22 protein-coding genes and 1 tRNA gene are annotated in these 21,162 nt (G+C 65.3%); 12 read left to right on the top strand and 11 right to left on the bottom strand.

Features of this window, described 5'->3' with window-relative positions:
* Positions 1–28: 28 nt before the first annotated feature.
* The 7 genes from H0A72_RS05200 to H0A72_RS05170 all read left to right on the top strand — a co-directional run bounded on the left by H0A72_RS05200 (position 29) and on the right by H0A72_RS05170 (position 5,615).
* Positions 29–104, top strand: a tRNA-Lys gene (locus tag H0A72_RS05200).
* A gap of 423 nt (positions 105–527) precedes the next feature.
* Positions 528–827: an HVO_A0114 family putative DNA-binding protein gene (locus H0A72_RS05195; RefSeq protein ID WP_484555946.1), complete on the top strand. Its 300-nt coding sequence runs from the start codon at positions 528–530 to the stop codon at positions 825–827.
* Between the two features lie 483 nt (positions 828–1,310).
* Positions 1,311–1,970, top strand: coding sequence for an excisionase family DNA-binding protein (locus tag H0A72_RS05190; RefSeq protein WP_180153977.1), 660 nt, complete (start codon positions 1,311–1,313; stop codon positions 1,968–1,970).
* Positions 1,971–1,989: 19 nt separating this feature from the next.
* Positions 1,990–3,669, top strand: coding sequence for a sensor histidine kinase (locus tag H0A72_RS05185; protein WP_180153976.1), 1,680 nt, complete (start codon positions 1,990–1,992; stop codon positions 3,667–3,669).
* Positions 3,669–4,052: a response regulator gene (locus H0A72_RS05180; protein WP_180153975.1), complete on the top strand. Its 384-nt coding sequence runs from the start codon at positions 3,669–3,671 to the stop codon at positions 4,050–4,052. Before H0A72_RS05185 ends, H0A72_RS05180 begins: the two co-directional genes overlap by 1 nt.
* A complete protein-coding gene (locus H0A72_RS05175; protein ID WP_180153974.1) occupies positions 4,049–4,387 on the top strand; it encodes an Hpt domain-containing protein in 339 nt (112 codons plus the stop codon). Before H0A72_RS05180 ends, H0A72_RS05175 begins: the two co-directional genes overlap by 4 nt.
* A complete protein-coding gene (locus H0A72_RS05170; protein WP_180153973.1) occupies positions 4,380–5,615 on the top strand; it encodes an EAL domain-containing response regulator in 1,236 nt (411 codons plus the stop codon). Before H0A72_RS05175 ends, H0A72_RS05170 begins: the two co-directional genes overlap by 8 nt.
* Positions 5,616–5,635: 20 nt before the next feature.
* Here the strand turns inward: H0A72_RS05170 and H0A72_RS05165 are convergent, their stop codons facing one another.
* The 8 genes from H0A72_RS05165 to H0A72_RS05130 are packed head-to-tail and all read right to left on the bottom strand — an operon-like array spanning position 5,636 to position 13,496.
* Positions 5,636–6,778, bottom strand: a complete 1,143-nt coding sequence (locus H0A72_RS05165) for an NAD(P)/FAD-dependent oxidoreductase (RefSeq protein ID WP_180153972.1) — start codon at positions 6,776–6,778, stop codon at positions 5,636–5,638.
* The gene (locus H0A72_RS05160) at positions 6,779–8,236 is read right to left on the bottom strand and encodes an NAD(P)/FAD-dependent oxidoreductase (protein ID WP_180153971.1); all 1,458 of its coding nucleotides are present in this window, start codon (positions 8,234–8,236) and stop codon (positions 6,779–6,781) included.
* Positions 8,233–8,541 (bottom strand): (2Fe-2S)-binding protein, encoded by a 309-nt coding sequence (locus H0A72_RS05155; RefSeq protein WP_180153970.1) that lies wholly within the window; start codon positions 8,539–8,541, stop codon positions 8,233–8,235. The genes H0A72_RS05160 and H0A72_RS05155 overlap by 4 nt, the downstream gene beginning before the upstream one ends.
* Entirely contained in the window at positions 8,522–9,658 is a 1,137-nt protein-coding gene (locus tag H0A72_RS05150) for an NAD(P)/FAD-dependent oxidoreductase (protein ID WP_180154052.1), read from the bottom strand. Before H0A72_RS05150 ends, H0A72_RS05155 begins: the two co-directional genes overlap by 20 nt.
* Positions 9,659–9,690: 32 nt before the next feature.
* A complete protein-coding gene (locus H0A72_RS05145) occupies positions 9,691–10,494 on the bottom strand; it encodes an ABC transporter permease (protein WP_180153969.1) in 804 nt (267 codons plus the stop codon).
* A gap of 17 nt (positions 10,495–10,511) precedes the next feature.
* Positions 10,512–11,366 (bottom strand): ABC transporter permease, encoded by an 855-nt coding sequence (locus H0A72_RS05140; RefSeq protein ID WP_218953165.1) that lies wholly within the window; start codon positions 11,364–11,366, stop codon positions 10,512–10,514.
* Positions 11,363–12,421 carry an ABC transporter ATP-binding protein gene (locus tag H0A72_RS05135; protein WP_180153968.1) on the bottom strand — a complete coding sequence of 353 codons (1,059 nt, stop codon included), beginning with the start codon at positions 12,419–12,421 and terminating at the stop codon, positions 11,363–11,365. Before H0A72_RS05135 ends, H0A72_RS05140 begins: the two co-directional genes overlap by 4 nt.
* A gap of 43 nt (positions 12,422–12,464) precedes the next feature.
* Positions 12,465–13,496 carry an ABC transporter substrate-binding protein gene (locus H0A72_RS05130; RefSeq protein WP_180153967.1) on the bottom strand — a complete coding sequence of 344 codons (1,032 nt, stop codon included), beginning with the start codon at positions 13,494–13,496 and terminating at the stop codon, positions 12,465–12,467.
* Between the two features lie 197 nt (positions 13,497–13,693).
* Between H0A72_RS05130 and H0A72_RS05125 the strand changes: the two genes are divergently transcribed.
* The 5 genes from H0A72_RS05125 (at position 13,694) to H0A72_RS05105 (ending at position 18,442) form a co-directional block, all read left to right on the top strand.
* Positions 13,694–14,491: a GntR family transcriptional regulator gene (locus H0A72_RS05125; RefSeq protein ID WP_180153966.1), complete on the top strand. Its 798-nt coding sequence runs from the start codon at positions 13,694–13,696 to the stop codon at positions 14,489–14,491.
* 40 nt (positions 14,492–14,531) lie between these two features.
* Positions 14,532–15,797, top strand: a complete 1,266-nt coding sequence (locus tag H0A72_RS05120; RefSeq protein ID WP_180154050.1) for an amidohydrolase family protein — start codon at positions 14,532–14,534, stop codon at positions 15,795–15,797.
* Positions 15,798–15,965: 168 nt separating this feature from the next.
* Positions 15,966–16,976, top strand: coding sequence for a methionine ABC transporter ATP-binding protein (locus tag H0A72_RS05115; protein ID WP_180153965.1), 1,011 nt, complete (start codon positions 15,966–15,968; stop codon positions 16,974–16,976).
* A complete protein-coding gene (locus tag H0A72_RS05110) occupies positions 16,973–17,632 on the top strand; it encodes a methionine ABC transporter permease (protein ID WP_180153964.1) in 660 nt (219 codons plus the stop codon). The genes H0A72_RS05115 and H0A72_RS05110 overlap by 4 nt, the downstream gene beginning before the upstream one ends.
* Positions 17,633–17,650: 18 nt before the next feature.
* The gene (locus H0A72_RS05105) at positions 17,651–18,442 is read left to right on the top strand and encodes a MetQ/NlpA family ABC transporter substrate-binding protein (RefSeq protein ID WP_180153963.1); all 792 of its coding nucleotides are present in this window, start codon (positions 17,651–17,653) and stop codon (positions 18,440–18,442) included.
* Between the two features lie 65 nt (positions 18,443–18,507).
* Here H0A72_RS05105 and H0A72_RS05100 read toward each other — a convergent pair whose 3' ends face one another.
* From H0A72_RS05100 to H0A72_RS05090, 3 genes are all read right to left on the bottom strand, one after another.
* Positions 18,508–19,209: a DUF6776 family protein gene (locus tag H0A72_RS05100; protein ID WP_180153962.1), complete on the bottom strand. Its 702-nt coding sequence runs from the start codon at positions 19,207–19,209 to the stop codon at positions 18,508–18,510.
* 203 nt (positions 19,210–19,412) lie between these two features.
* Positions 19,413–20,126 (bottom strand): N-acetylmuramate alpha-1-phosphate uridylyltransferase MurU, encoded by a 714-nt coding sequence (gene murU, locus H0A72_RS05095; protein ID WP_180153961.1) that lies wholly within the window; start codon positions 20,124–20,126, stop codon positions 19,413–19,415.
* Entirely contained in the window at positions 20,126–21,157 is a 1,032-nt protein-coding gene (locus H0A72_RS05090; protein WP_484555945.1) for an aminoglycoside phosphotransferase family protein, read from the bottom strand. Before H0A72_RS05090 ends, murU begins: the two co-directional genes overlap by 1 nt.
* Between the last annotated feature and the right edge of the window lie 5 nt (positions 21,158–21,162).

The following is a 21,162-nucleotide window of genomic DNA, read 5'->3' as shown; positions in this document are numbered from 1 at the left end:
AAACGTCATAATCTCGTTCTTTCGGTCGGGGTCGTTAGCTCAGCCGGTAGAGCACCGGACTTTTAATCCGTTGGTCGCGCGTTCGAATCGCGCACGACCCACCAACCAATTCTAGCAAAATCAAGCAATTAGCCGCTCCCTGGCCGGAGCGGCTTTTTCTTTTCCGTCCTTGTGTGCCCGAAATGTGACCGCGCTGGCGAATCGCGCCAGGTGGCCGGCGTCAGTGAGATTTGCCGTGGCCGGCAGGGACGGTCCGGGCCTTGTCCCGCATGCGGGACAAGAAGAGCGAATCAGGAAAGATTTATGCCCGGCGGTCGCCTCATAGGGGCGTGTCGCGTCAGGGCAGCGCTGGATCGTCTGTCTTCTTGAATCCTGTCGGCCAATATGGTCGATAGGTCAGTGTTGTCGGCAGTGTTGTCGGCACTGACAACAGCGCATTGTGTTGGCACGATGGACAACATGAAAGCCGAACTCGTTCATGATTTCAAGGACATGACGCCCGACGGCGGGATCATCCAGGTGATCATCTGGAAGGCGCCGGCTCCGGTTCCGCCCACGACCCACGGCTTCAAGTTTTCGAGACTCCCGGCGCCTTTTTCTCGCGCCTCACGCCGAACCGTTGGGCAATGCTTGCTGAGCTGCAAGGCGCCGGCGAGGTCGGGGTGCGCGAGTTTGCCCGACGCCTGGGGCGGGATGTGACGCGAGTGCATGAAGACGCCGCCGCCCTGGTCGAAGTGGGCTTGCTGGAGAACGCCGAATCAGGCGCGCTGATCTGTCCCTATGTCGACATCCATGTGGATATGCACATGGGCAAGAAAGCAGCGTAAGCGTGCAGGGGTTTCGCCTACGATGCCAATGCACGCCAAGAAAGAAGTCTCGAAAATCCAGTAGCCTCGGCCGCGCCCGCCAATTCCGGCGGGCGCTCATTGTCTCTGCCGCAGCGTCGTTTGCCATCGCACTGCGGGGTGGCCGTGCCTACGCTGTGGGCCAGCGCAAAGCGCACGATGAAGAAGCTGATCGAGTGCGGGCCGATGAGCCAGTCCGAAGCCGCCTATCACCATGGCCGGATAGCAACCCAGGTCACCGAATACCACGTCCCGCTGCATGTCCATACGGCGTGCCGCCTGCCCTGTGACTCCAGGGAGCCCTCCCATGTCCAATTCGTTCTCCATGTCCCTGTAGATCGCGGAGCCGACGGCGCGCGCTGTCGTTTTTCAGATACATATACCAACATATATCAAAAAAACAGGGTGGATGCCTTGTCGTAACACGATGCAACCCATTAAAATGAAAAAAATGAAATATTTGAAATGAAATCGTCACGTTCGACCTGGTCGCCCATACTTCCCGATGAGACAACGGTGTATACCACCCGAGCCGCTGCCCGCTTGCTGGGCGTATCGGTGCCCACGGTTCAACAGCTTGTTGAAACAGGCGCCATAGCCGCCTGGAAAACCGCCGGCGGCCACCGGCGCATTCCCGAATCAGCCTTGCATAATTACCTGCGGCGGCATTTGCCCACTGAATCGGCGGCGGACACCGCCGACGGCTCGCATGGCGGCCCGAAGTGTTCGCTGGTCATGAGTTCGGATGCGCAGACGATACAGCTATGCGAGGCCGCGCTCCTGGAATGGCGGCTGCCCCTGAGCCTGATCGCCTGCCCGGCCGATTACGACGCTTTGCTGACCATCGGCTTGCGCCGGCCGGACATCGTCGTCATGGATTTGGACGGCGACGGCCTCGATGCGCACAAAGCGCTGTGCCGCATCGTGTCCAATCCCGAGCTGTCCGGCTGCCAGGTCGCGGCGCTGGCCACGGCGTCCAGCCACGTCGATGCGTTCAGCGGCCTGCCCGCGCGTGTCGCGTGTTTTTACAAGCCGATCGATTTGAAAGAATTTCGTGGGTATCTGACGGCCTGCTGCCTGTCGCAGCTGCGCAAGCTTTTCCCCGAGCTGTACTTGCCTGACTGACTGCCGCCGGATAACTGCCATGCCGCTCACAAAACGAAAGCGCACCACTACCATACGCGCCATGGCAGTGGCGGGATTGATCGCCGCCTTGATGTGGACGTCGGTGATGTACTTGCTGCAGCAGGCCGAGAACATGCAGCGCGAAGCTGTCGAGCGGAATCTGTCCAGCGTCACGCAGGCCATCGTGGCGCACTCGAATCGCACGCTGCAATGGATAGACCATGCCGCCTTGCTGATCCGCCAGCGCTACCTTCTGGAAGGCGAGAGCCTGGACCTGAACGAGCTGGTCAATTCGCGCGATTTCTCCGAGCCGCTGTTCGTGCTGCTGTCGATCGCCGACAGCCGCGGCGCCCTGATATCGTCCAGCCAGCCCTACACCAAAGGCCTGGACCTGAGCGACCGGGAACACATCAAAGAGCACTTCACGCGCAAGAACGACTTTCTTTTTCCAGGGCGGCCGGTGATCGGGCGGGTGTCCGGCAAGCCGTCCATACAGTTCACCCGCAAGATCCTGAACACGAACGGCACGCTGGCGGGCATCGTGGTCGTCTCGGTCGATCCCTACTACTTCACGGCGACGTACCAATCGCTCAACCTGGGGGAAGGGGGCAGGGTGGAGCTCTTCCGCAGCGACGGGCTCGCCCTGGTTCGCCACCAGGATCATCAAGACGCGGTCGGGGTCGATATCTCCGGAACGGACCTGTTCAAGCACGCCCAGACCACGGACGGCGGCATCTTCCATCTCACCGACGAGAAAGGAAAAGAAACCCTGTGGGCGTATTCCGAGCTGGAGGGGAAGGAGCTGCACGTTGCCGTCGCGATGGATCTGGACGAGCAGATGCTGCCCATCACGCACTTGCGGGTGCGCATACTGATCATGGCGGTCCTGTTGAGCATGACCATCTTCGGGCTGGCCTGGGCGGTGGTGAAATACATTTTCGTGATCGAGAAGAACCGGCTCCAGGCCATCGAGGCGAACCAGAAAAAATCGGGGTTTCTCTCGAACGTGTCCCACGAGCTGCGCACGCCGCTCAACGGCATTCTGGGCTACACCGAGCTGTTGCTGCTGAACGAAAAGGACAAGGAGCGCGGCGAGTTCCTGCGCGTCATATACGATAGCGGCGCGCATTTGCTGTCGCTGGTGGATTCGCTCCTGGCCCTGAGCCGCATCGAAAGAGGCCTGGTGCCGCTGCAGCTGCGCCGCGAGGCCTTGCACTCCTTGTTGTCGGGCGTGGTGCAAATCCACATGCGCAGCGCGCACACCAAGGGGGTGAGCCTGTCCTTGCATGTGGCCCGCAACGTGCCGGCTTACATCTTCTGCGACCGGGTCAAACTCACGCAGATCCTGCACAACCTCATCCGCAACGCGGTGAAATTCACCGACCGCGGCTCGATCATCGTGTCGGTGGAATGCCGCAACGATGAACTGGTCATCGCCGTGCAGGATACCGGCCGCGGCATCGAGCGGGAATGCCAGGAGCATCTCTTCGATACATTTTTCCAAATCAAACACGGCGATGCCCAGGGCGACGAAGGATTCGGACTGGGCCTCCCCATAGTGAAACAACTGACTGATCTCATGGAGGGCAGGGTGCGGGTGGAGTCTTATCTTGGCAAGGGAACTACATTTACGCTGCATTTGCCGCTGCGCGCCGCTCCGGCGCCGGCAGAGGAACCGACGGCTCAAAAGGCGGCGTGATGCGGGGCGATGATTCCACACTGATCGTCGAGGACAATGAAATGAACGCGCGCTTGCTGATGCATCAGCTGCGGCATCTGGGGCTCGACGACCTGACCCATTTCTCCGACGCCCGCGATGCGCTTGCTTGGCTCCGGGGCCGCACATGCCGGTTGATATTGACCGATTGGCAAATGCACCCCATGGGCGGGGCCGAATTCGTGCGGCAGGTCAGGCGATATGAAAACGGCGCCCCGGCCAGGTCGCTGATCATCGCGGTCACCGCCGGCGCCATGCCCAGCGACTACGAGCGCTGCATGGAGGCCGGCGTGGACGACTACCTGACCAAGCCGCTGGGATTGGCGGCCTTATCCGAGGTCTTGAGAAAGTGGAAGATATTGTGACGATCTCGCTGACTCGGGCGGGCGCGCTCGAGGAGCTATGCGGCGGCGACCCGGCGGTCGTGCGGCAACTGGTCAATGTGTTCCTGCGCACATTCGCGGACGATCTCGCCTCCCTGGAAAACGCCGTCGGCGCGGGCCAACGCTCGACCGCGGCCGCCTTCTCGCACAGGATGGCCGGGTCGGCATTGGCCGTCGGCGCCGAGGGAACCGCGCAGCGGCTCAAATCATTTTCCGGGCTGATGGCGGAGCCAGGGGCTCATATCGACCACGCCATGTGGCAAGCGCTGCGCCAGGAGCTCGCGCGGGTCCTCCAGGAGGTGTCGACTTTTGGATAAGAAGCTGACCACGACTCCGGGTTCACCGATCCAGACCGCCTTGAATTCGCCGCGCGTGCTGGTGATCGAGGACGACGAGTTCCAGCGCATGGCCATTATCACGCGCTTGCTGGCCCACAAGGTCGAGGACGTCTGCGCCGTCGAAAACGCCGAAGATGCGCTCGAAACGCTGCGGCGCGCGCCCGGCAATTTCGACATCACCCTGTGCGACATACGGCTGAACGACATGGACGGCATGGCGTTCCTGCTGCGGGCGGATGCGGGCCGTCTGGGCGCCATCGTGCTGCATTCCTCGCTGCCGAACGACATCCAGCAGGCCACCGCCCGGCTGCTCGCGCAACGGGGCGTGCCCATTGCCGCCTGCCTGCCGAAGCCGCTCAACATGCCGTCCTTCCTGAACGTCTTGCGCAACCACGTCGCGCAAGAAGCCAAGCCGCTGTTCAGTCCCATCGTGGAGAGCTTCCCGGAAATTCCCAGGAGCGCTTTGCTCGCCGCGCTGCGCAACGATGAATTCGTGGCCTATTTCCAGCCGCAGATCCATCTCGAAGATCATTCGCTTTACGGGGTGGAGGCCTTGTGCCGCTGGAACCACCCGACCCTGGGCCTGTTGCAGCCGCAGGTGTTTCTGCCCAGCGTGCTCGAGCACGGCCTGATGGACGAGCTGACGTGGCGCGTCGTCGAATACAGTCTTGGAGCCATGCGGGCCTGGCCCAGGTCCTTGCCCCGCCCGCGCGTCGGGATCAACGTGTCGGCCACGTCCTTGCGCGGCGACGGCTTCGTGCGGGGCTGGAAGACGCGTGTCGAGCAGGCGAGATTCGATCCCTCCGAAGTGACGCTGGAACTGACCGAGACGGAAGTGGCCCTGAGCGACGACGCCTTGCTGGAAACCTTGACCCGCTTGCGGATCCTGGGCTTCGGGGTGGCCATAGACGACTTCGGCGCGGGCAACACATCTTTGATCCAGTTGCGCCAGCTGCCGGTCACCGAGCTCAAGATCGATCGCGCATTCGTGTCGCGCGCCACCGGCTCGGGCCGCAACGAAGTCATCCTCGACGCCGTGATCTACATGGCGAACGAGCTTTCGCTATGCTCCATCGCCGAAGGGGTGGAGTCCGCCGCCGACGCCGAGCTTCTCAAGAGCCTGGGCTGCCGGATCGGCCAGGGCTATTATTTCGTCAGGCCCATGTCCTTCGAGAAGCTGGCCTATTGGGTGCGCGGCCAGGGCTGACGGCCGCCGGCCGGGCGGCCCTAGGCGGGCGCGCCGTTCCGCGTGGCGCGGAAGCGGCCGATGGCGAAGGGTTCTATCGGCAGGGCGGTCGCCCCGCGGGTGATGAGGTCGGCGCAGATCTTGCCGACTATGGGCCCCAGCTGGAAGCCATGGGCCGAGAAGCCGAAGGCGTGGTACAGGTTTTCTTGTGTCGAACTGGGGCCGATCACGGGGATCGCGTCGGGCATCCCGGCCTCGATGCCCGCCCAGCCGCGGTTCACGACGGCGCTTTCCATATGCGGGAAAAGGTCGCAAACGGTCTGGGCGCCGAGCGCCAGGGCCTGGAAGTCCAGTTCGGTGGCGTTGCGGTCACGGTCGACCCAAGCCAGGCGCCCGCCGCCGATCAGCACCGTGCCGTTGCGGCGCTGCTTGAAGGACAGCGGCCGGCCGGTGCCCAGCACCACCGGGTCCAGAAACTGCGGCATCCGGGTCGTGACCAGCATCATGGGGCCGATGGGCTGCAAAGGCACGGGTTCGCCCGCTTGCGCGGCGATCCGGTCGGCCCAGGCGCCGGCGCAGTTGACCAAGACTTCGGCCGCATAGGAATCGCCGTCGGTGTCGATGCGCCAAAGGCCGTGCTCGCGGCGCACCGTGCGCACCGCGACGCCTTCCAGAAAACGGGCGCCCAGGCTTTGCGCTTTGCGCCGGAAGGCGAGCGTGCTGCGGTATGGGTCGGCCGAGCCGTCCTCGCGCGCGATGAGGCCGCCCTGTATGGTCGGCGTGATCGCCGGCACCAGTGCGCGGACGTCGGCGGCTTCCACCCATTCTTCATGGGTATAGCCCAAGGACCGCATGGTCGCCAGGCGTTCGCGCAGGACGGCGACGTCTTTTTCGTCTTCCGCCACGCGGATCTGCCCGTTCTGTTCAAATTCGCAATCGTCGTCGACCCAGTCGCGGATGTTCAGCCAGATGTCCCGCGCGGCCAGCGACAGCGGCACTTCCGCCAGGTGGCGGGTCAGCGTCCTGACGCCGCCGGCATTGACGCCCGAGGCATGGCGGCCGACATAGTCTTTTTCCAGCACCAATGCCTTGACGCCCGCGCGCGCCAGATGCAGGGCGGCCGAGCAGCCGTGCAGGCCGCCGCCTATGACGACGACGGGCGCGGAACGGGCGGCGGTATTCATTCACGTTCCTTTCGCGATGCGGACGACGGCCTGCTTGGACGCCTCGGTCTGGGGCAAGGCGGCCAGTTCGCCCAGGGTGAGCGGCTTGGTCGGAAAGCGCAGGCGGTAGTGGCCGACTTCCTCGGGACCGACGCCGCGTTCCTGGGCGATGAGCTCGGTCACGGTGACGCTGCAGAAACGGCCCTGGCACGGCCCCATGCCGCAGCGCAGAAAGGACTTCATCTGGTTCGGGCCGGTACAGCCCAGCTTGACCGTGTCGCGGACTTGCGCGGCCGTCACCTCCTCGCAGCGGCAGACGATGGTGTCGCCCCTGGGCAAGCGGAAATCGTCCGCCGGCTGGTAGAGGACGTCGAGGAAGTCCCGGCCACGGGTGGCGCGGGCCAGCTCGCGGCGCTGCGGCCGGCTTTTTTCGTTGCGCGCGGCGAGGTCCAGCTTGCCCAGTCGCCTGGCCGCGTCCAGCGCCGCCAGGCGGCCGCGATGCTCGGCGGCGACGGCGCCCGCAATGCCGGCGCCGTCGCCGGCGATGCTCAGGCCGTCGACCGTGGCGGCGCCCCATTCATCCACCTTGGGCTCCCAGTATTTCAGCCTGTCGTTCCATTGCAGTTCGGCGCCCATCGCCTGCGCCAGATTGACGTTCGGCATGACGCCCTGATGCAGGATCAGCTGGTCGGCGGGCAGGCTGCGTTGCCGGCCGCCCCGGACCGCATAGCGCACTTCCCGCAGCCGGCCGTCGCCGACGGCTTCGAGTCCGGTCACGCCCGCCGTCACGCCGAGCCGGGCCTTGACCTCGCGCACCAGCTTCATGCCTTTTGCCAGGTAGGGCGAGCGCAGGAAGTCCCAGGCATGGGGCAGCGCCTTGCCCAGCCGGCCGGGCGGCGTCGTGTCGAGCAGGGCGTCGAGCTCGACGCCCGCATTCAGATACTGCCAGGCAAGCAGGTAGAGCAGCGGGCCGCTGCCCGCCAGGATGGTGTGCCGGCCGGGCACGACGCCCGCCGATTTCAGCAGAATCTGCGCGGCGCCGGCCGTCAGGACGCCGGGCAGCGTCCAGCCGGGGATGGGGAAGGGGCGCTCCTGCGCGCCGGTTGCCAGGATGATGTGGCGCGCATTCAGCAGGCGGGCGCCGCCATCGACGGAATAGGCGACTTCATAGCCCTGGGCGGGGGCGGCGGTGGTCATGCGGGACACCGCCCACACCGTCGCGCCCGGGACATACTGGGCGCCCGACTGGAGGAAGGCCCCCACCAGCGATTCCCCGCGCCAGTAATCGGCGCCCAGCACCTTGCGGTCCTTGACGGGCGTGGTGGTGATCGCGCGGTAGATCTGGCCGCCCGCCGCGGGCTGTTCGTCCAGCAGCACGGTCGACGCGCCGAGCCCGGCGGCGGTGATCGAGGCGGCCAGGCCGGCCGGGCCCGCGCCCACCACCAGCAAATCGCAATTCAGAGTGGAAGGCGTCGTCATTTCTCGACCTCGCGCGCGCCGTGCTGGCGTTCGATGTTCATGCCGCTGCGGACCGGTATCATGCACCCCTGCTGGTTCGGGCGGCCGTCTATGACCACCAGGCAGTCATAGCAGACGCCCATCATGCAAAAGGGGCCGCGCGGCGCTTCCCGCACCGCCGTGTCGCGGCAGTCGTTGAAGCCGGCGGCGAACAAGGCGGCGGCCACCGTATCGCCGGCGCGGCACTGGACGGGTTCGCCGTTGATGGTGACGGCGACGGGCGCCTGCGCGACCGCCTGTTGAGCTTCAGCTAGCCTGGTGAACATGGAACCTCCGGGTAGAGAATGGCGCCAATTCGTCGTCCAGCCGCCCCTGCGCCAGCATGGGCGCCAGGCACAAGGCGTGGGCGGCGGCCAGGGTGACGCCGCTGTGGCAGGTCGCCACGAAGGCGCCGGGATGGGTCTGTGATTCGTCGTAGATGGGAAACCCGTCCTGGGACATGACCCGCAGCGCGGCCCAGCTGCGCACCACCCTGACCTCTTTCAGCGCGGGAAGGGTGCGGACCGCGCGGTCGGCCAGCGTCGCCAGCACCGGCAGGCCGACGTCCCGGTCCGCGTAGCCGGCCTCTTCTTGCGAGTCGCCGATGAGCCAGGTGCCTTCGTCCATCTGGCGCAGGGTGCCGAAGGGCAGTTCGAGCAGGCGGCGCGTGCGTTCCAGGGCGATGATCTGGCCGCGCTGGGGGCGCACCCGGACGTCGAGGCCGACCATTTCGCCCAGCGCCTTGTTGCCCAGGCCGCCGGCGAGCGCGATTTTCCGCGCTTTGACGGCGCCGCCCGGGGTGCCGAGCGCGAAGACGCCGTGATGGCGGGCAATGCCTGTGACGGGGTGGAGCGGCAGGTAGTCGACGCCCTGCCGGTCGAAAGCGATGTGCAGCGCCCGCAGCGTCTTCAAAGGGTTCGCGATCCCGTCGACATGGGTCAGCGTGGCGCCGAGCACGTCCGGACCGATGCCGGGCACGATGTCGCGCAACTCCGTGCGATCCAGCATCTTCCAGCCGTACTGCGGCATGCCGGGCTGCGACAGCAGCTTGTTCATGAACTGCAGGCGGTGTTCGTGCTCGGCTTCGCTCAGGATGGCATGCAGCCCGCCTTTCTGCTCCAGGTGGACGTCCACCTCGGACGCCTCTTGCAGCATCCGGGCGAATTCGGCCCAGCGCTCGCGGGAGGCCATGGTCCAGCGCCCGTAGGCCGGCATGCCCATGCCCTTGCCTTGCACCCACACCAGGCCGAAATTCCCGCGCGAGGCGCGGTAGGCGATGTCGCCTTCGTCCAGCACCGCGACGTGCTCTTCGTGGCGCCGCAGCCCGAAAGCCAGCGCCGAGCCCACCAGCCCGCCTCCTATGACCGCGGTGTCGTAGACGCCCGGATGCCTGCGCGGCCGCATGCCGGCGCCCGTGCGATATTCTGCGCTTTGAGTCATGTCCGTCCCTTGCCCACGAATAGTTTTTCCAGCCCCACCGTGCGGTCGAGTATGAACACGGCGATCACCGTCATGTAAATGAGCGCGGCGGAAACCGCCGTGACCAGCGGGTCGATGGTGTCTTCTATGTGCAGGAAGATGCGGACCGGCAGGGTCGTGGTCGACGGCGAGGCGATGAAGATCGACATGGTGAGTTCGTCGAAGCTGGTGATGAAGGCGATCACCCAGCCGCTCACCACGCCGGGCATGATCAGGGGCAGCACGATCCGGCGGAACGTGATCCAGGACGAGGCGCCCAGGGACAGCGCCGCGCGCTCGAGCACCGGGTCCATGCCCGTGGCCGACGCCAGCACCAGGCGCAGGGCGTAGGGAATGACGATGATGGTGTGCGCGACGACCAGGCCGATGTAAGTGCCGGCCATGCCTATGGTCGTGAAAAAGCGCAGGAACGCCAGTCCGAGCACGACGTGGGGGATCATCAGGGGCGAGAGAAAGAAGGCCATCAGCGCTTCGCGGCCGGGGAAGCGGAAGCGGGCGATGGCCAGGGCGGACGGAATGGCCAGGACGATGGCCAGCGTGGCCGAGAGCAGGCCCAGCCCGAGGCTGAAGTAGAACGCCTCCATGAAGCGCGGGTTCTCGAGTATGGCGCGGAACCAGCGCAGGGACAGCCCGTCCTTGGGCAGGGTGATGAAGCCTTCGCTGGTGAAGGCCACCGCGCAGACCATGACCAGCGGAGCGAGGATGAAGATCACGAAGACGACGTGGAAGATGAGGCCGATGGGTCCGTTGCGCAGGAACATGGTGAACTCCACCGTTGTCAGTTGAAGACCGCCCCGTAGCGGCGTTCGATGAGCCGGTTCGCCGACACCAGCACGATGATGGTGGCGACCAGCAGCAGCATGGCCAGGGCCGCGCCCAGGGGCCAGTTGAGCGTATTCAGGAATTCGTCGTAGGCGGCGGTCGCGACGTTCTTCAGGCGGCGGCCGCCGACGATGGCCGGGGTGGCGAAGGCGCTGGCCGACATGGCGAACACCATGATGGACCCGGACAGGATGCCGGGCATGATCTGCGGCACGATGACGCGCCGTATGACGGTGAACTGGCTGGCGCCGAGCGACAGCGCGGCGGCCTCGGTGGAAGGATTGATGCGCTGCAACGAGGCCCATACCGCGATCACCATGAACGGCACCATGACGTGGGTGAGCGCGATGATGACGCCGATGTTGGTGTACATCAGGTTGGTCGGGCCGTCCGCCAGGCCCAGGGCCTGCAGGCCCACGCTGATGAGCCCGGTGGAGCCGAACAGCAAGGCCCAGCCCAGCGTGCGCACCACCACGGACACCAGCAGGGGGCCCAGGACGACCATCAGGAACAGGCCTTTCCAGGGATTGCCCATGCGCGACAGGACATAGGCTTCGCCGGTGCCCAGCACGATGCAGGCAAGGGTGACGGCCGCCGCCACGCCGAAGGTGCGGGCGAAGATCTCGTAGAAATAGCCGTCGGAAAGGATTTCCGCATAGTTCTTCAGCGTGAAGGCGGGCTGTATCCCGCCGTAGAACTCGAAGTTGTAGAAACTGATCAGGGCGACGCTGGCGATGGGCGCGATGAGAAAGGTGGCGTACAGCGCGAGCGCGGGCGAGCTGAGCAGCCACGGGGTCCGGGTGCGCATCATGGCCGGGCCTCCCGGGCAGCGCCCAGCGCCCGCATGTCCTGGGCGCGCCAGGCCAGGTGGACGGCGGCGCCTTCGGCGGGGACCTCGACGCCGTCGTTCTGGCGTATGACCAGGACGTCGCCGGCCGAGGTCCGGACTTGGCAAAGCCAGTGATTGCCCTGGAACACGCGGGTCTTGACGGTGCCGGGCAAGGCATGGGGGCCCGGGTCCGTGAACAGGATTTTTTCGGGGCGCACGAGCACGCTGCCCTCGGGCATCGCGACGCCGCCGAGCGGCACCACGGCTTCGGCGACGCGGATCGCCGGGCTGCCGTCGATATTGGCCGCCTGGGCCTTGAAGATGTTGGCCTTGCCGAGAAAGTTGCCGACGAACTCGTTGGCCGGACCTTCATAGGCGCTGTAGGGTTCGGCGATCTGTTCGACCCGGCCCTGGTTCATCACGACGATGCAATCCGAAAGCGCGAGGGCTTCGGATTGATCGTGGGTGACCAGGATGGTGGTGGTGCCGACGGTTCGCTGGATGCTGCGCAACTCCAGCTGCATTTCCTCGCGAAGCTTGGCGTCCAGATTGGACAGGGGTTCGTCCAGCAGCAGGACCCTGGGCTTGATGACCAGCGCGCGAGCCAGGGCGACGCGCTGCTGCTGGCCGCCGGACATGCGGGCCGGGTAGCGGTCCGCCAGGTGGGACAAGCCCACCAGCGCCAGGGTTTCCGCCACCCGGTCCGCGCATTCGGCTTTCCCGACGCCTTGCATTTCCAGGCCGAACGCGACGTTTTGCGCCGCGGTCATGTGGGGAAAGAGAGCGTAGTTCTGGAACACGATGCCCAGCCCGCGCTTGTTGGCCGGCGTGTTGCGCAGGTCTTTGCCGTCGAGGACGATGCTGCCCTCGCTGGGTTCGACGAAGCCGGCCACCATTTGCAGCGTGGTGGTCTTGCCGCAGCCGGAGGGGCCCAGCAGGGCGATGAATTGCCCCCGCCGGATGGACAGAGTCAGGTTGTCGACGACGGTCGCCGCCCCATAGCGCTTGGTGAGGTTGTTCAATACGAGGTAGCTCATTGCGGCTCCAACGAATCCGGCGCGAACGCGAGGCGCCCCGGGATCAGCGCTCTACTTCCCGGGTCCAGCGTTTGTTCCAGTCGTCGCGATTGGCGTTGATGGTGTCCCAGTCCGCCACGATGAGGTTCGCCGCGCGGTCGCCGATGGGCAGCGGCACGTTCGGGTCGTCCTTGGCGGACGCCTTCTTGTTGACCGGGCCGTAGCCGTAGGCCGTGCCCATGATGGACTGGATCTCGGGCGTAAGCAGATAAGCCACGAATTCCTGCGCCAGCGGCTTGGCATTGGGCTTGGCGACCGGGCAGACGGAGGCCAGCAGCGCATAGGCGCCTTCTTCCGGGTAAACGAAGCCGACGGGGAAGCCCGTATCGGCGAAGGTCTTCACGCGGCCCGAACCCCAGACGGCCAGCACGGCCTGGCCGCTCTGGAAGAGTTCCGTCATTTTGCCGGGCGAGGGCTCATAGACCAGGACGTTGGGATTGATCTGGCTCACGAAGGCCTTGAAGCCGGGGTCGATGTTTTTTTCGCTGCCGCCGTTCATTTTCGCGAACTGCACCACGGCGTGCAGGCCGTAGGTATTGTTCAGCGGCGGGATGACGACCAGTTGCTTGTATTTGGGATCGGCCAGGTCTTTCCAGGACTTGGGCGGCGCCCAGCCTTTTTCCTGGAAGACTTTCTTGTTGTACATCAGCCCGGTGGCCACGATGCCCAGGCCGACGGCCTTGTCGTCTTTGTAGCGAGCGGTTGCGTAGATGTCGTCCTTGGGCATTTTCTCGATGGGGGCGCAGAAGCCCAGGGCGATGGCCTGGTACATCGGGCCGTCATCCACGATGGCGACGTCTATTTCCTGGTTCGCCTTCTGCGCCTGCAGCCGCGCCACGGTATTGGTGGAGTTGCCCGCCACGTAGTCGATCTTCGCGCCGTGCTTTTTTTCGAAGGGCGGGAAGACGTCTTTGCGCATTATTTCTTCAAAGGAGCCGCCGTAGCCGGCAACCACGAGTCTTTCTTGAGCCGCCGCGCCGGTGCCGACCCCGGCGGCCAAGGCCGCGGCGACGGCCATCGTCAGTAACTTTTTCATTGTCTCCTCCGAGGAAGTGTTTGTCAGTCATCTTTGTCCGGACATATAATGTCCGGACAAACACTGTACTATCCAGCGGGAATTTGTCAATAGTGTTTTTCCTGATAAGGCGTGCTGCTATGATCCGCTCGCAAGAGGCATGCATGAGAAAAACCAGGAACGCGCATGCCCCCGGAGCGTTTACCGTAGAGGAAAGCATGACGATGTTCAAAGACCCGGAGGCCGACGTGGGCGGCCGGGGGAGGCCGGAAGAGGCCGAGGCGCTGACGCCGCGCTACAGGGTGATTTACCAGGAATTGCTGGCAAGCATACGGGACGGGCATTACGCGGTGGGCAGCCTGCTGCCCCCGGAGCTGGAGCTCTGCCGCCGCTATGCCGCCAGCCGCCACACGATACGCGAAGCCGTGCGCCTGCTGACGGAAAGCGGGATGGTGTCCCGCCGCCCCGGCGTGGGAACGCGCGTCGAGACCACGCGTGCGACCACCCGCTATACCCAGGAAATCTCCAGGCTGGAAGATCTTTTCCAGTACATCAAGCACGCGACCTTGCAGGTGCTGTCCGTGAAGCTGCTGCGCATCGGCGCCCGCCGTGCGCAATGGCTGGAAAGCGATCCGGAAAGCCGCTGGCTGAACATCATCGCCATCAAGCTGCTGCAGGACCAGGACGCCCCGGTCGCCTATTCCGAAGTCTATGTGCATCCGGACTATTCCGCGGTCGGCAGCGATGTGGGGAAGATCAAGCTGCCGCTTTCGCTGCTGATCGAACGGCGCTTCAGCAAGCGCATCATTCAAGTCCGGCAGGAATTCTCGGCCACCCCCATCAAGGGCGAGACCGCCGCCAAGCTCAAAATTCGCCCGGGGACGGCCGGCCTGGTCATCACCCGCAAATACTATGGCGAAATGCAAAGCCTCATGCTGATGACGATCACGACCTTTCCCTACAATAAAATGAAATATTCCATGTCGCTGAAGTTCGATGCTCCAGCGGCCAAGTGAATTTGAATTTCATTGCAAAGGAGTGGCCGGCATGGCTTGCATGGACATGATCATCCGCGGCGCGAACCTGCCCGACGGCAGGCGGGGCATGGACATCGGCATTGCGCAGGGGCGCATCGCCGCGGTGCAGGCTGGCCTGCAGGCGCAGGCCGCCCAGGAAATCGACGCCGCGGGCTGCCTGGCCAGCCCGCCTTTCGTCGACGCGCACTTCCATATGGATTCCACTCTGACCTACGGCATGCCGCGCGTCAATGAGTCGGGGACCTTGCTCGAAGGCATCGCGCTGTGGCGCGAACTCAAGCCCACGCTCGCGCAGGACGCGGTCATCGAGCGTGCGCTCGCCTACTGCGACTGGGCGGTGGCCCAGGGCCTGCTGGCCATCCGTTCGCACGTGGACACGTCCGATCCGCGTCTGCTGGCGGTCGAGGCGCTGCTGGAGGTGAAGCGCCGCGTGGCCTCCTACCTGGACCTGCAGCTGGTGGCTTTCCCCCAGGACGGCCTGCTGCGCCACCCCGGCGCGTTCGACAGCCTCAAGCGCGCCATTGCCATGGGGGTGGACGTGGTCGGCGGCATACCGCACTTCGAGCGCACGATGGCGGACGGCGCGGAATCCGTGCGGCTGCTGTGCGAATTCGCCGCCGAAAAAGGCTTGCGCGTCGACATGCATTGCGACGAATCCGATGACCCCTTGTCGCGCCACGTCGAGACGCTGGCCGCGCAAACCCACCGCCTGGGAATGGCCGGGCGGGTCAATGGATCGCACCTGACCTCCATGCATTCCATGGACAACTACTACGTCAGCAAGCTGATTCCCCTGATGCGCGAATCCGGGATGACGGTGGTGGCCAATCCGCTGATCAACATCACGCTGCAGGGTCGGTCCGACACCTATCCCAAGCGCCGCGGCATGACCCGCGTGCCGGAGCTGCTGGCGGCGGGCCTGGACGTGGCTTTCGGCCATGATTGCGTCATGGACCCTTGGTATGGCCTGGGCTGCGCCGACATGCTGGACGTCGCGCACATGGGCCTGCACGTGGCGCAGATGACCGGGCGGTCGGCCATGCTGCGGTGCTACGACGCGGTGACCGCCATGCCGGCCCGCATACTGGGGCTGGAAGGCTATGGGCTTGCGCCGGGCTGCAAGGCCGACCTGGTGGTGCTGGACGCCGCCGACCCGATCGACGCCTTGCGCCTGCGCCCGGCGCGCCTGGCGGTCCTGCGCGGCGGCCGGGTCGTCAGCCGCATGCCGGCCCGCCGGGCGAGCCTGGACTTGGCCGGCCGGCCCGAAACCGTGAACTTCCACTGAAAAAGCGGGCGCCGGGGCGGGCCGGGCGGCGCGTCCGCGCCCCTCATAATTTCTCGTATGCTTTATATAGCTTAAAACTATATTGAGTTGCAAAAAATAATATTGCGGTTATGTTAAATTATGGCTCCGCCCCGGCCGAGCCATGCACTCCATAAACAAGTCAGCACCTTGATCCACCTGAAGAACATCCGCAAAACCTATGAGTCTCCGGGGCGCGTTTCCCATGCGCTCGACGGGGTGGACCTGCACATCCGCCAGGGGGAAGTCTTCGGCATCATCGGGCGGTCGGGCGCGGGCAAGAGCACGCTCATCCGCATGCTCAACCTGCTGGAGCGCCCCACGCAGGGGGAAGTCCGGGTCAAGGGCGAGGACATCACCCGGTTCTCGGACGCCCGGCTGCGGCAATACCGTCAGGGCGTCGGCATGGTCTTCCAGCATTTCAACCTGCTGCGCTCGCGCACCGTCATCGACAATGTGTGCTTTCCGCTGCGCCTGGCGGGCATGGCGCGCCGCGCGCAGCTGGAGCGCGCGCACGAAGTGCTGGCGCTGGTCGGGCTGAGCGAGCACGCGGGCAAGTACCCGCGCCAATTGTCCGGCGGCCAGCAGCAGCGGGTGGGCATCGCGCGCGCCCTGGCCAACCGGCCCGAGCTGTTGCTGTGCGACGAAGCCACGTCCGCCCTGGACCCGGAAACGACCCAGTCCATATTGCGACTGCTGCTGGACATCAACAAGCGCCTGGGGCTGACCATCGTCCTGATCACGCACGGCATGGACGTCATACGCGCGGTCTGCGACCGCGTGGCGGTCATCGACGCCGGACGCATCGTCGAAAGCGGCGACGTGCTCGATGTATTCCTGCATCCGCGGCATGCCGTCACCCAGTCGCTGCTGAGCGAAAGCGGCGTGGACGCCGAGGGCTGGCGGGACTTGGCGCAAGCCGTGCGGGGCCGGCTGCTGAGGCTCAGCTTCCGGGGCGACGCGACGGTGCAGCCCATGCTGAGCCGCGCCAGCCGCGAACTGAATCTGGACTTGAGCATCCTGCAGGGCTCGGTCAGCCGCATAAAGGACACGCCGTATGGGCAATTGGTGGTCTCGGCCCAGGGGGCTGAGCCGGGGCTGGAGGCGCTGGCGGGCATGTTTGCCGCCGAAGGCGTGGAATGCGAGGTCCTGAGGCCATGATGCTTGCCAATATCGACTGGGCGCTGATCGCCGAAGCCACCATCGACACCTTGCTCATGACGGGGTTTTCGCTGCTGTTCACCATCGTCATCGGGCTGCCGCTGGGGATACTGCTTTTCCTGACCAGCAAGCGCCAGATGCTGGAGAACGGGCCGGTCTATCACTCGCTGTCTTTTATCGTCAATGTATTGCGATCCGTGCCTTTCCTGATCCTGCTCATCGTGATGATACCGCTCACGCGGGTCCTGGCGGGCACCTCGCTGGGCGTGCAGGGCGCGGTGCCGCCGCTGGTGGTCAGCGCGGCGCCGTTCTTCGCGCGCCTGGTCGAGAACGTGCTGCGCGAGCTGGACCCCGGCGTCTCGGAGGCCTGCCGCGCGATGGGCGCCAATTCGCGCCAGACGGTGCTTCTGGCGCTGATCCCCGAAGCCACGACGGGCATCGTCGCGGCGATCATCGTCACCGCCATCGCCCTGGTCGGCTATTCGGCCATGTCGGGCGTGATAGGCGGGGGCGGCCTGGGCGATCTCGCCTTGCGTTTCGGCTACCAGCGTTACCAGACCGACGTCATGGTCGTGACGGTGGTCATTCTTGTAGTGATGGTTCAGGTCTTGCAGGTTTTCGGCGACCGCCTGGTCGCCAGGCTGAACCGTAAATAACGTCATCTAGGAGTTTTTATGTTTTTGAAGAAATTCGCGCCGGCACTGGCGCTGACCGCGGCCGCCTGGTTCGCCGCCGGCGCCGTCCATGCGGCCAAGCTGAGCGTGGCGGCGACGCCGGTTCCCCATGCGGAATTGCTTGAACGGGTGAAGCCGGCATTGGCCAAGAACGGCGTGGAGCTCGACATCAAGGTCTTCACCGATTACGTGCAGCCGAACCAGCAGGTGTCGGACGGCCAGATCGACGTCAATTTCTTCCAGCACAAGCCTTATCTGGACTCGTTCAATAAAGAGCACAAGACGCGGCTGGTGAGCGTGGGGCTGGTGCACGTCGAGCCTTTCGGCGGGTATTCCTCCAAGATCAAGGACGTGAAGGACTTGAAGCAGGGCGCGCAGGTGGCCTTGCCCAATGATCCGTCCAACGGCGCGCGCGCCTTGCTGCTGCTGCAGGCCCAGGGCCTGATCAAGCTGAAGGATCCCGCCAACATCCTGGCCACGGCCCGGGACGTGGTCGAGAACCCCAAGAAGCTGAAATTCCGCGAGCTCGAGGCCGCGACGCTGCCGCGCGTGCTGCCCGATGTGGACCTGGCCCTCATCAATACCAACTATGCCCTCGAAGCCGGGCTGAATCCCGTCAAGGACGCCTTGTTCATCGAAGGCGCGGATTCCCCATACGCGAACATCGTGGTCACGACCGAGGCCAAGAAGGACGACCCGGCGGTCAAGCAGCTGGTCGAAGCGCTGAACAGCCCGGACGTCCGCGCCTTCATCAACGACAAATACAAGGGAGCCATCGTGCCCGCTTTCTGACGGGGGCATGGCGCAAAAAAAGCGGCTTCATGCCGCTTTTTTTTGCCGCCGGGTTCTTTTAAGCGCTATCGCGTGACGCGGAGGGTGCGCGTGGCCACTTGCTTGGACGAGCCTTCCCGCGTGATCTTGATGGTGACCTGGCGCGGCGAGAAGCCGTCGGGCAGCGGCGCCCGGCCCTGCGTATGGGTGTAGCGCTGCAGCTCGATGCCGAAGGGCGGCAGGTCGATGTTGGCGTTCTTGCCGTTGGCATAGCGCCCCGCCACGACGAGTTCGACTTCGCCGGAGAACAGGTCGGTCTTGCCTTCGTCCTGCATGACGAGGATTTCGTATTCGAGCTGGCCGTTGGCATCGCGGAACGAGGCGGCGCGGACGCCGGGCGAAGTGCCGCGCGGATCCGGGGGCATGGCGTCGATGAACAGCTGCAGGTCTTTCTTGGCCTTGTCCACGAAAGCGCGCGCCTCCTGGATCTCGGTCGCCTGGGCTTCGAGCTTGCCGCGCGCCTCCGCCAGCTCGCGGGCCTGCTGGCTGACCTGCGTCTGCAGCCGCTGCTTGTCCATTTTCACGCTGTTCAGCTCGTAGTGCAGCTGTTCGGACTGCTCGACCGTGAGCCGTGTGGGGCCGTAGCTTTTCTGCAGGAAAAGCAGGCCGCCGGAGCCGAGCACCACACCCGTCAGCATCAGCATCAGCCACCGTGGGACGCGCCGCGAGCGGCGCGTCGTGCCGTAGGCCGTGGGCTTGAAGACGTTGCGTTTAGACGAACCGAACATGGGCGAATATTCCTGTATTGCGATCAAAAGGCCGCTACCCGGCGGGCCTTTTGTTGAAAAACTCTAAAGCATAGACCGAATCGCCGCCGCGGCGGGCGGTTTGGCGATCCTGGTTTCTCATGGGCAACTTTTGAAACACGGCCGCCCTTGAAAAATAAGGGCTAGTGTAACGTGTGGTGTTGCCCGGCACTAGCACCCAGGCTCTAGCCCTGCGCCGGCCGGCCCGGCCCGCCGCCGCGGTCCAGCTCCGCCAGGCGCTCCGGCGTGCCCACGTCGACCCAGCTGCCCATGTGCTTGCGGCCCATGACCCTGCCGTCCGGCATGGCCTTGCGCAGCAGCGGCGCCAGCGGGGCGGGATCGCCCTTGGGCAGGGCGCCGAACAGGGCGGGCTGGTAGACGCCTATGCCCGAGAAAGTGAGGGCCGGGCGCGCCGCATTCCGGTCCGCATCGCGCAGCAGCCCGCCGGCGGTGAGCTCGAAATCCCCCTCGGGATGGTGGGCGGGGTTGTCGACCATGATCAGGCAGGCGAGGGCGGCGCGCGCGCGCATGCCGGCGGCCAGGCCGGGCGCCTGGGCCGGGTCCCAGTCGCACCAGATATCGCCGTTGATCACGACGAAGGGCTCGTTTTCGAAGAATTCCAGCGCTTGGGCGATGCCGCCGGCCGTTTCCAGCGCCTGGGCCTCCGGCGAGTAGGACAGCCGCGCGCCGTACCGGCGGCCGTCCGCCAGGCGCCGTTCGATCTGCTCCCCCAGCCAGGCGTGATTGATGATGATGTCGGGGATGCCGGCGGCGACCAGCCGTTCGATGTGCCACACGATGAGCGGCTTGCCGCGGACTTCGAGCAGGGGCTTGGGGGTGTGGTCGGTGAGCGGCCGCATGCGCAGGCCGCGCCCCGCGGCCAGTATCATGGCCCGCATCAGAACGTGTACCCCGCCACGGCTTGCCGGTTTTCGATTTTGTCGAGTATGCGCAGCAGCGGCCGCAGCGGCCCATAGCGCCCGGCGACTTGCCGGACATAGGCCGAAACGCGGGGAATGTGGTCCAGGTAGCCGTGTTTTCCGTCGCGGTGGGACAGGCGGGCGAAGACGCCCAGGATGCGCAGGTTGCGCTGCAGGCTCATCCATTCGTATTGTCGATGGAAATCGGCGAAGTCGCCGGCGATGGGCAGGCCCGCCGCCCGGGCCGCTTCCCAGTAGCGGATCGCCCAGTCCAGCTGCTGCGGCTCTTCCCAGGTGGTGCGGGCGTCCATCACCAGCGAGGCGATGTCGTAGCTGATGGGGCCGGCCAGGGCGTCCTGGAAATCGATGATGCCGGGCTCCTGGTCGGACGGCCCCACCATGAGATTGGGTGAATGGAAGTCGCGATGGACGAGCACGGCCGGCTGGCCGGCGTTGTCTTGCACGAGCGTGGCGAAGACGGACTGCAAGGCGGCCAGCTCGGCCTCGCCCAGCGCCGCCTGGCAGTGGGTGCGGGCATACCATTCGGGGAAGACGCCCAATTCCTGCATGAGCCGATCGGCGTCGTAGGCGGGCAGGCTCGCGGCCGGGATTTTCTGCATGCGCACCAGCGCCGCGAGCGCGCCCCGGTACAGGGCCTGCAGCCGCCGGTCGTCCATGCCCGCCTGTATGGCCTGGTAGAAGGTCTGTTCGCCCAGGTCGGAAAGCAGCAGAAAGCCGGCGTCGAGATTGCGGGCCAGCACCTTGGGAACGTTCAAGCCGCCGTCGGCCAGCAGGCCGCCGACCTGCAGGAAGGGGCGGCAGTCTTCATGGCTGGGCGGGGCGTCCATGGCGATGACCGTGTCCGGGCCCGCCCGCAGGCGATAATACCGGCGGAAGCTGGCATCGCTGGAGGCGGGGCGCAGTGTCTGGAGATCCAGGCCCAGCGCGGGCGGCAGGCCTTGCAGCCAGGCCTTCAGTTCGATCAGTCGGGCGTCTGCGCTGGAGTTCAAATCAG

Origin of the sequence: Parapusillimonas granuli (genome assembly GCF_013416525.1) — a bacterium.
Classification (GTDB): domain Bacteria; phylum Pseudomonadota; class Gammaproteobacteria; order Burkholderiales; family Burkholderiaceae_B; genus Parapusillimonas; species Parapusillimonas granuli.
This window is presented reverse-complemented; position numbering and strand designations above follow the sequence as displayed.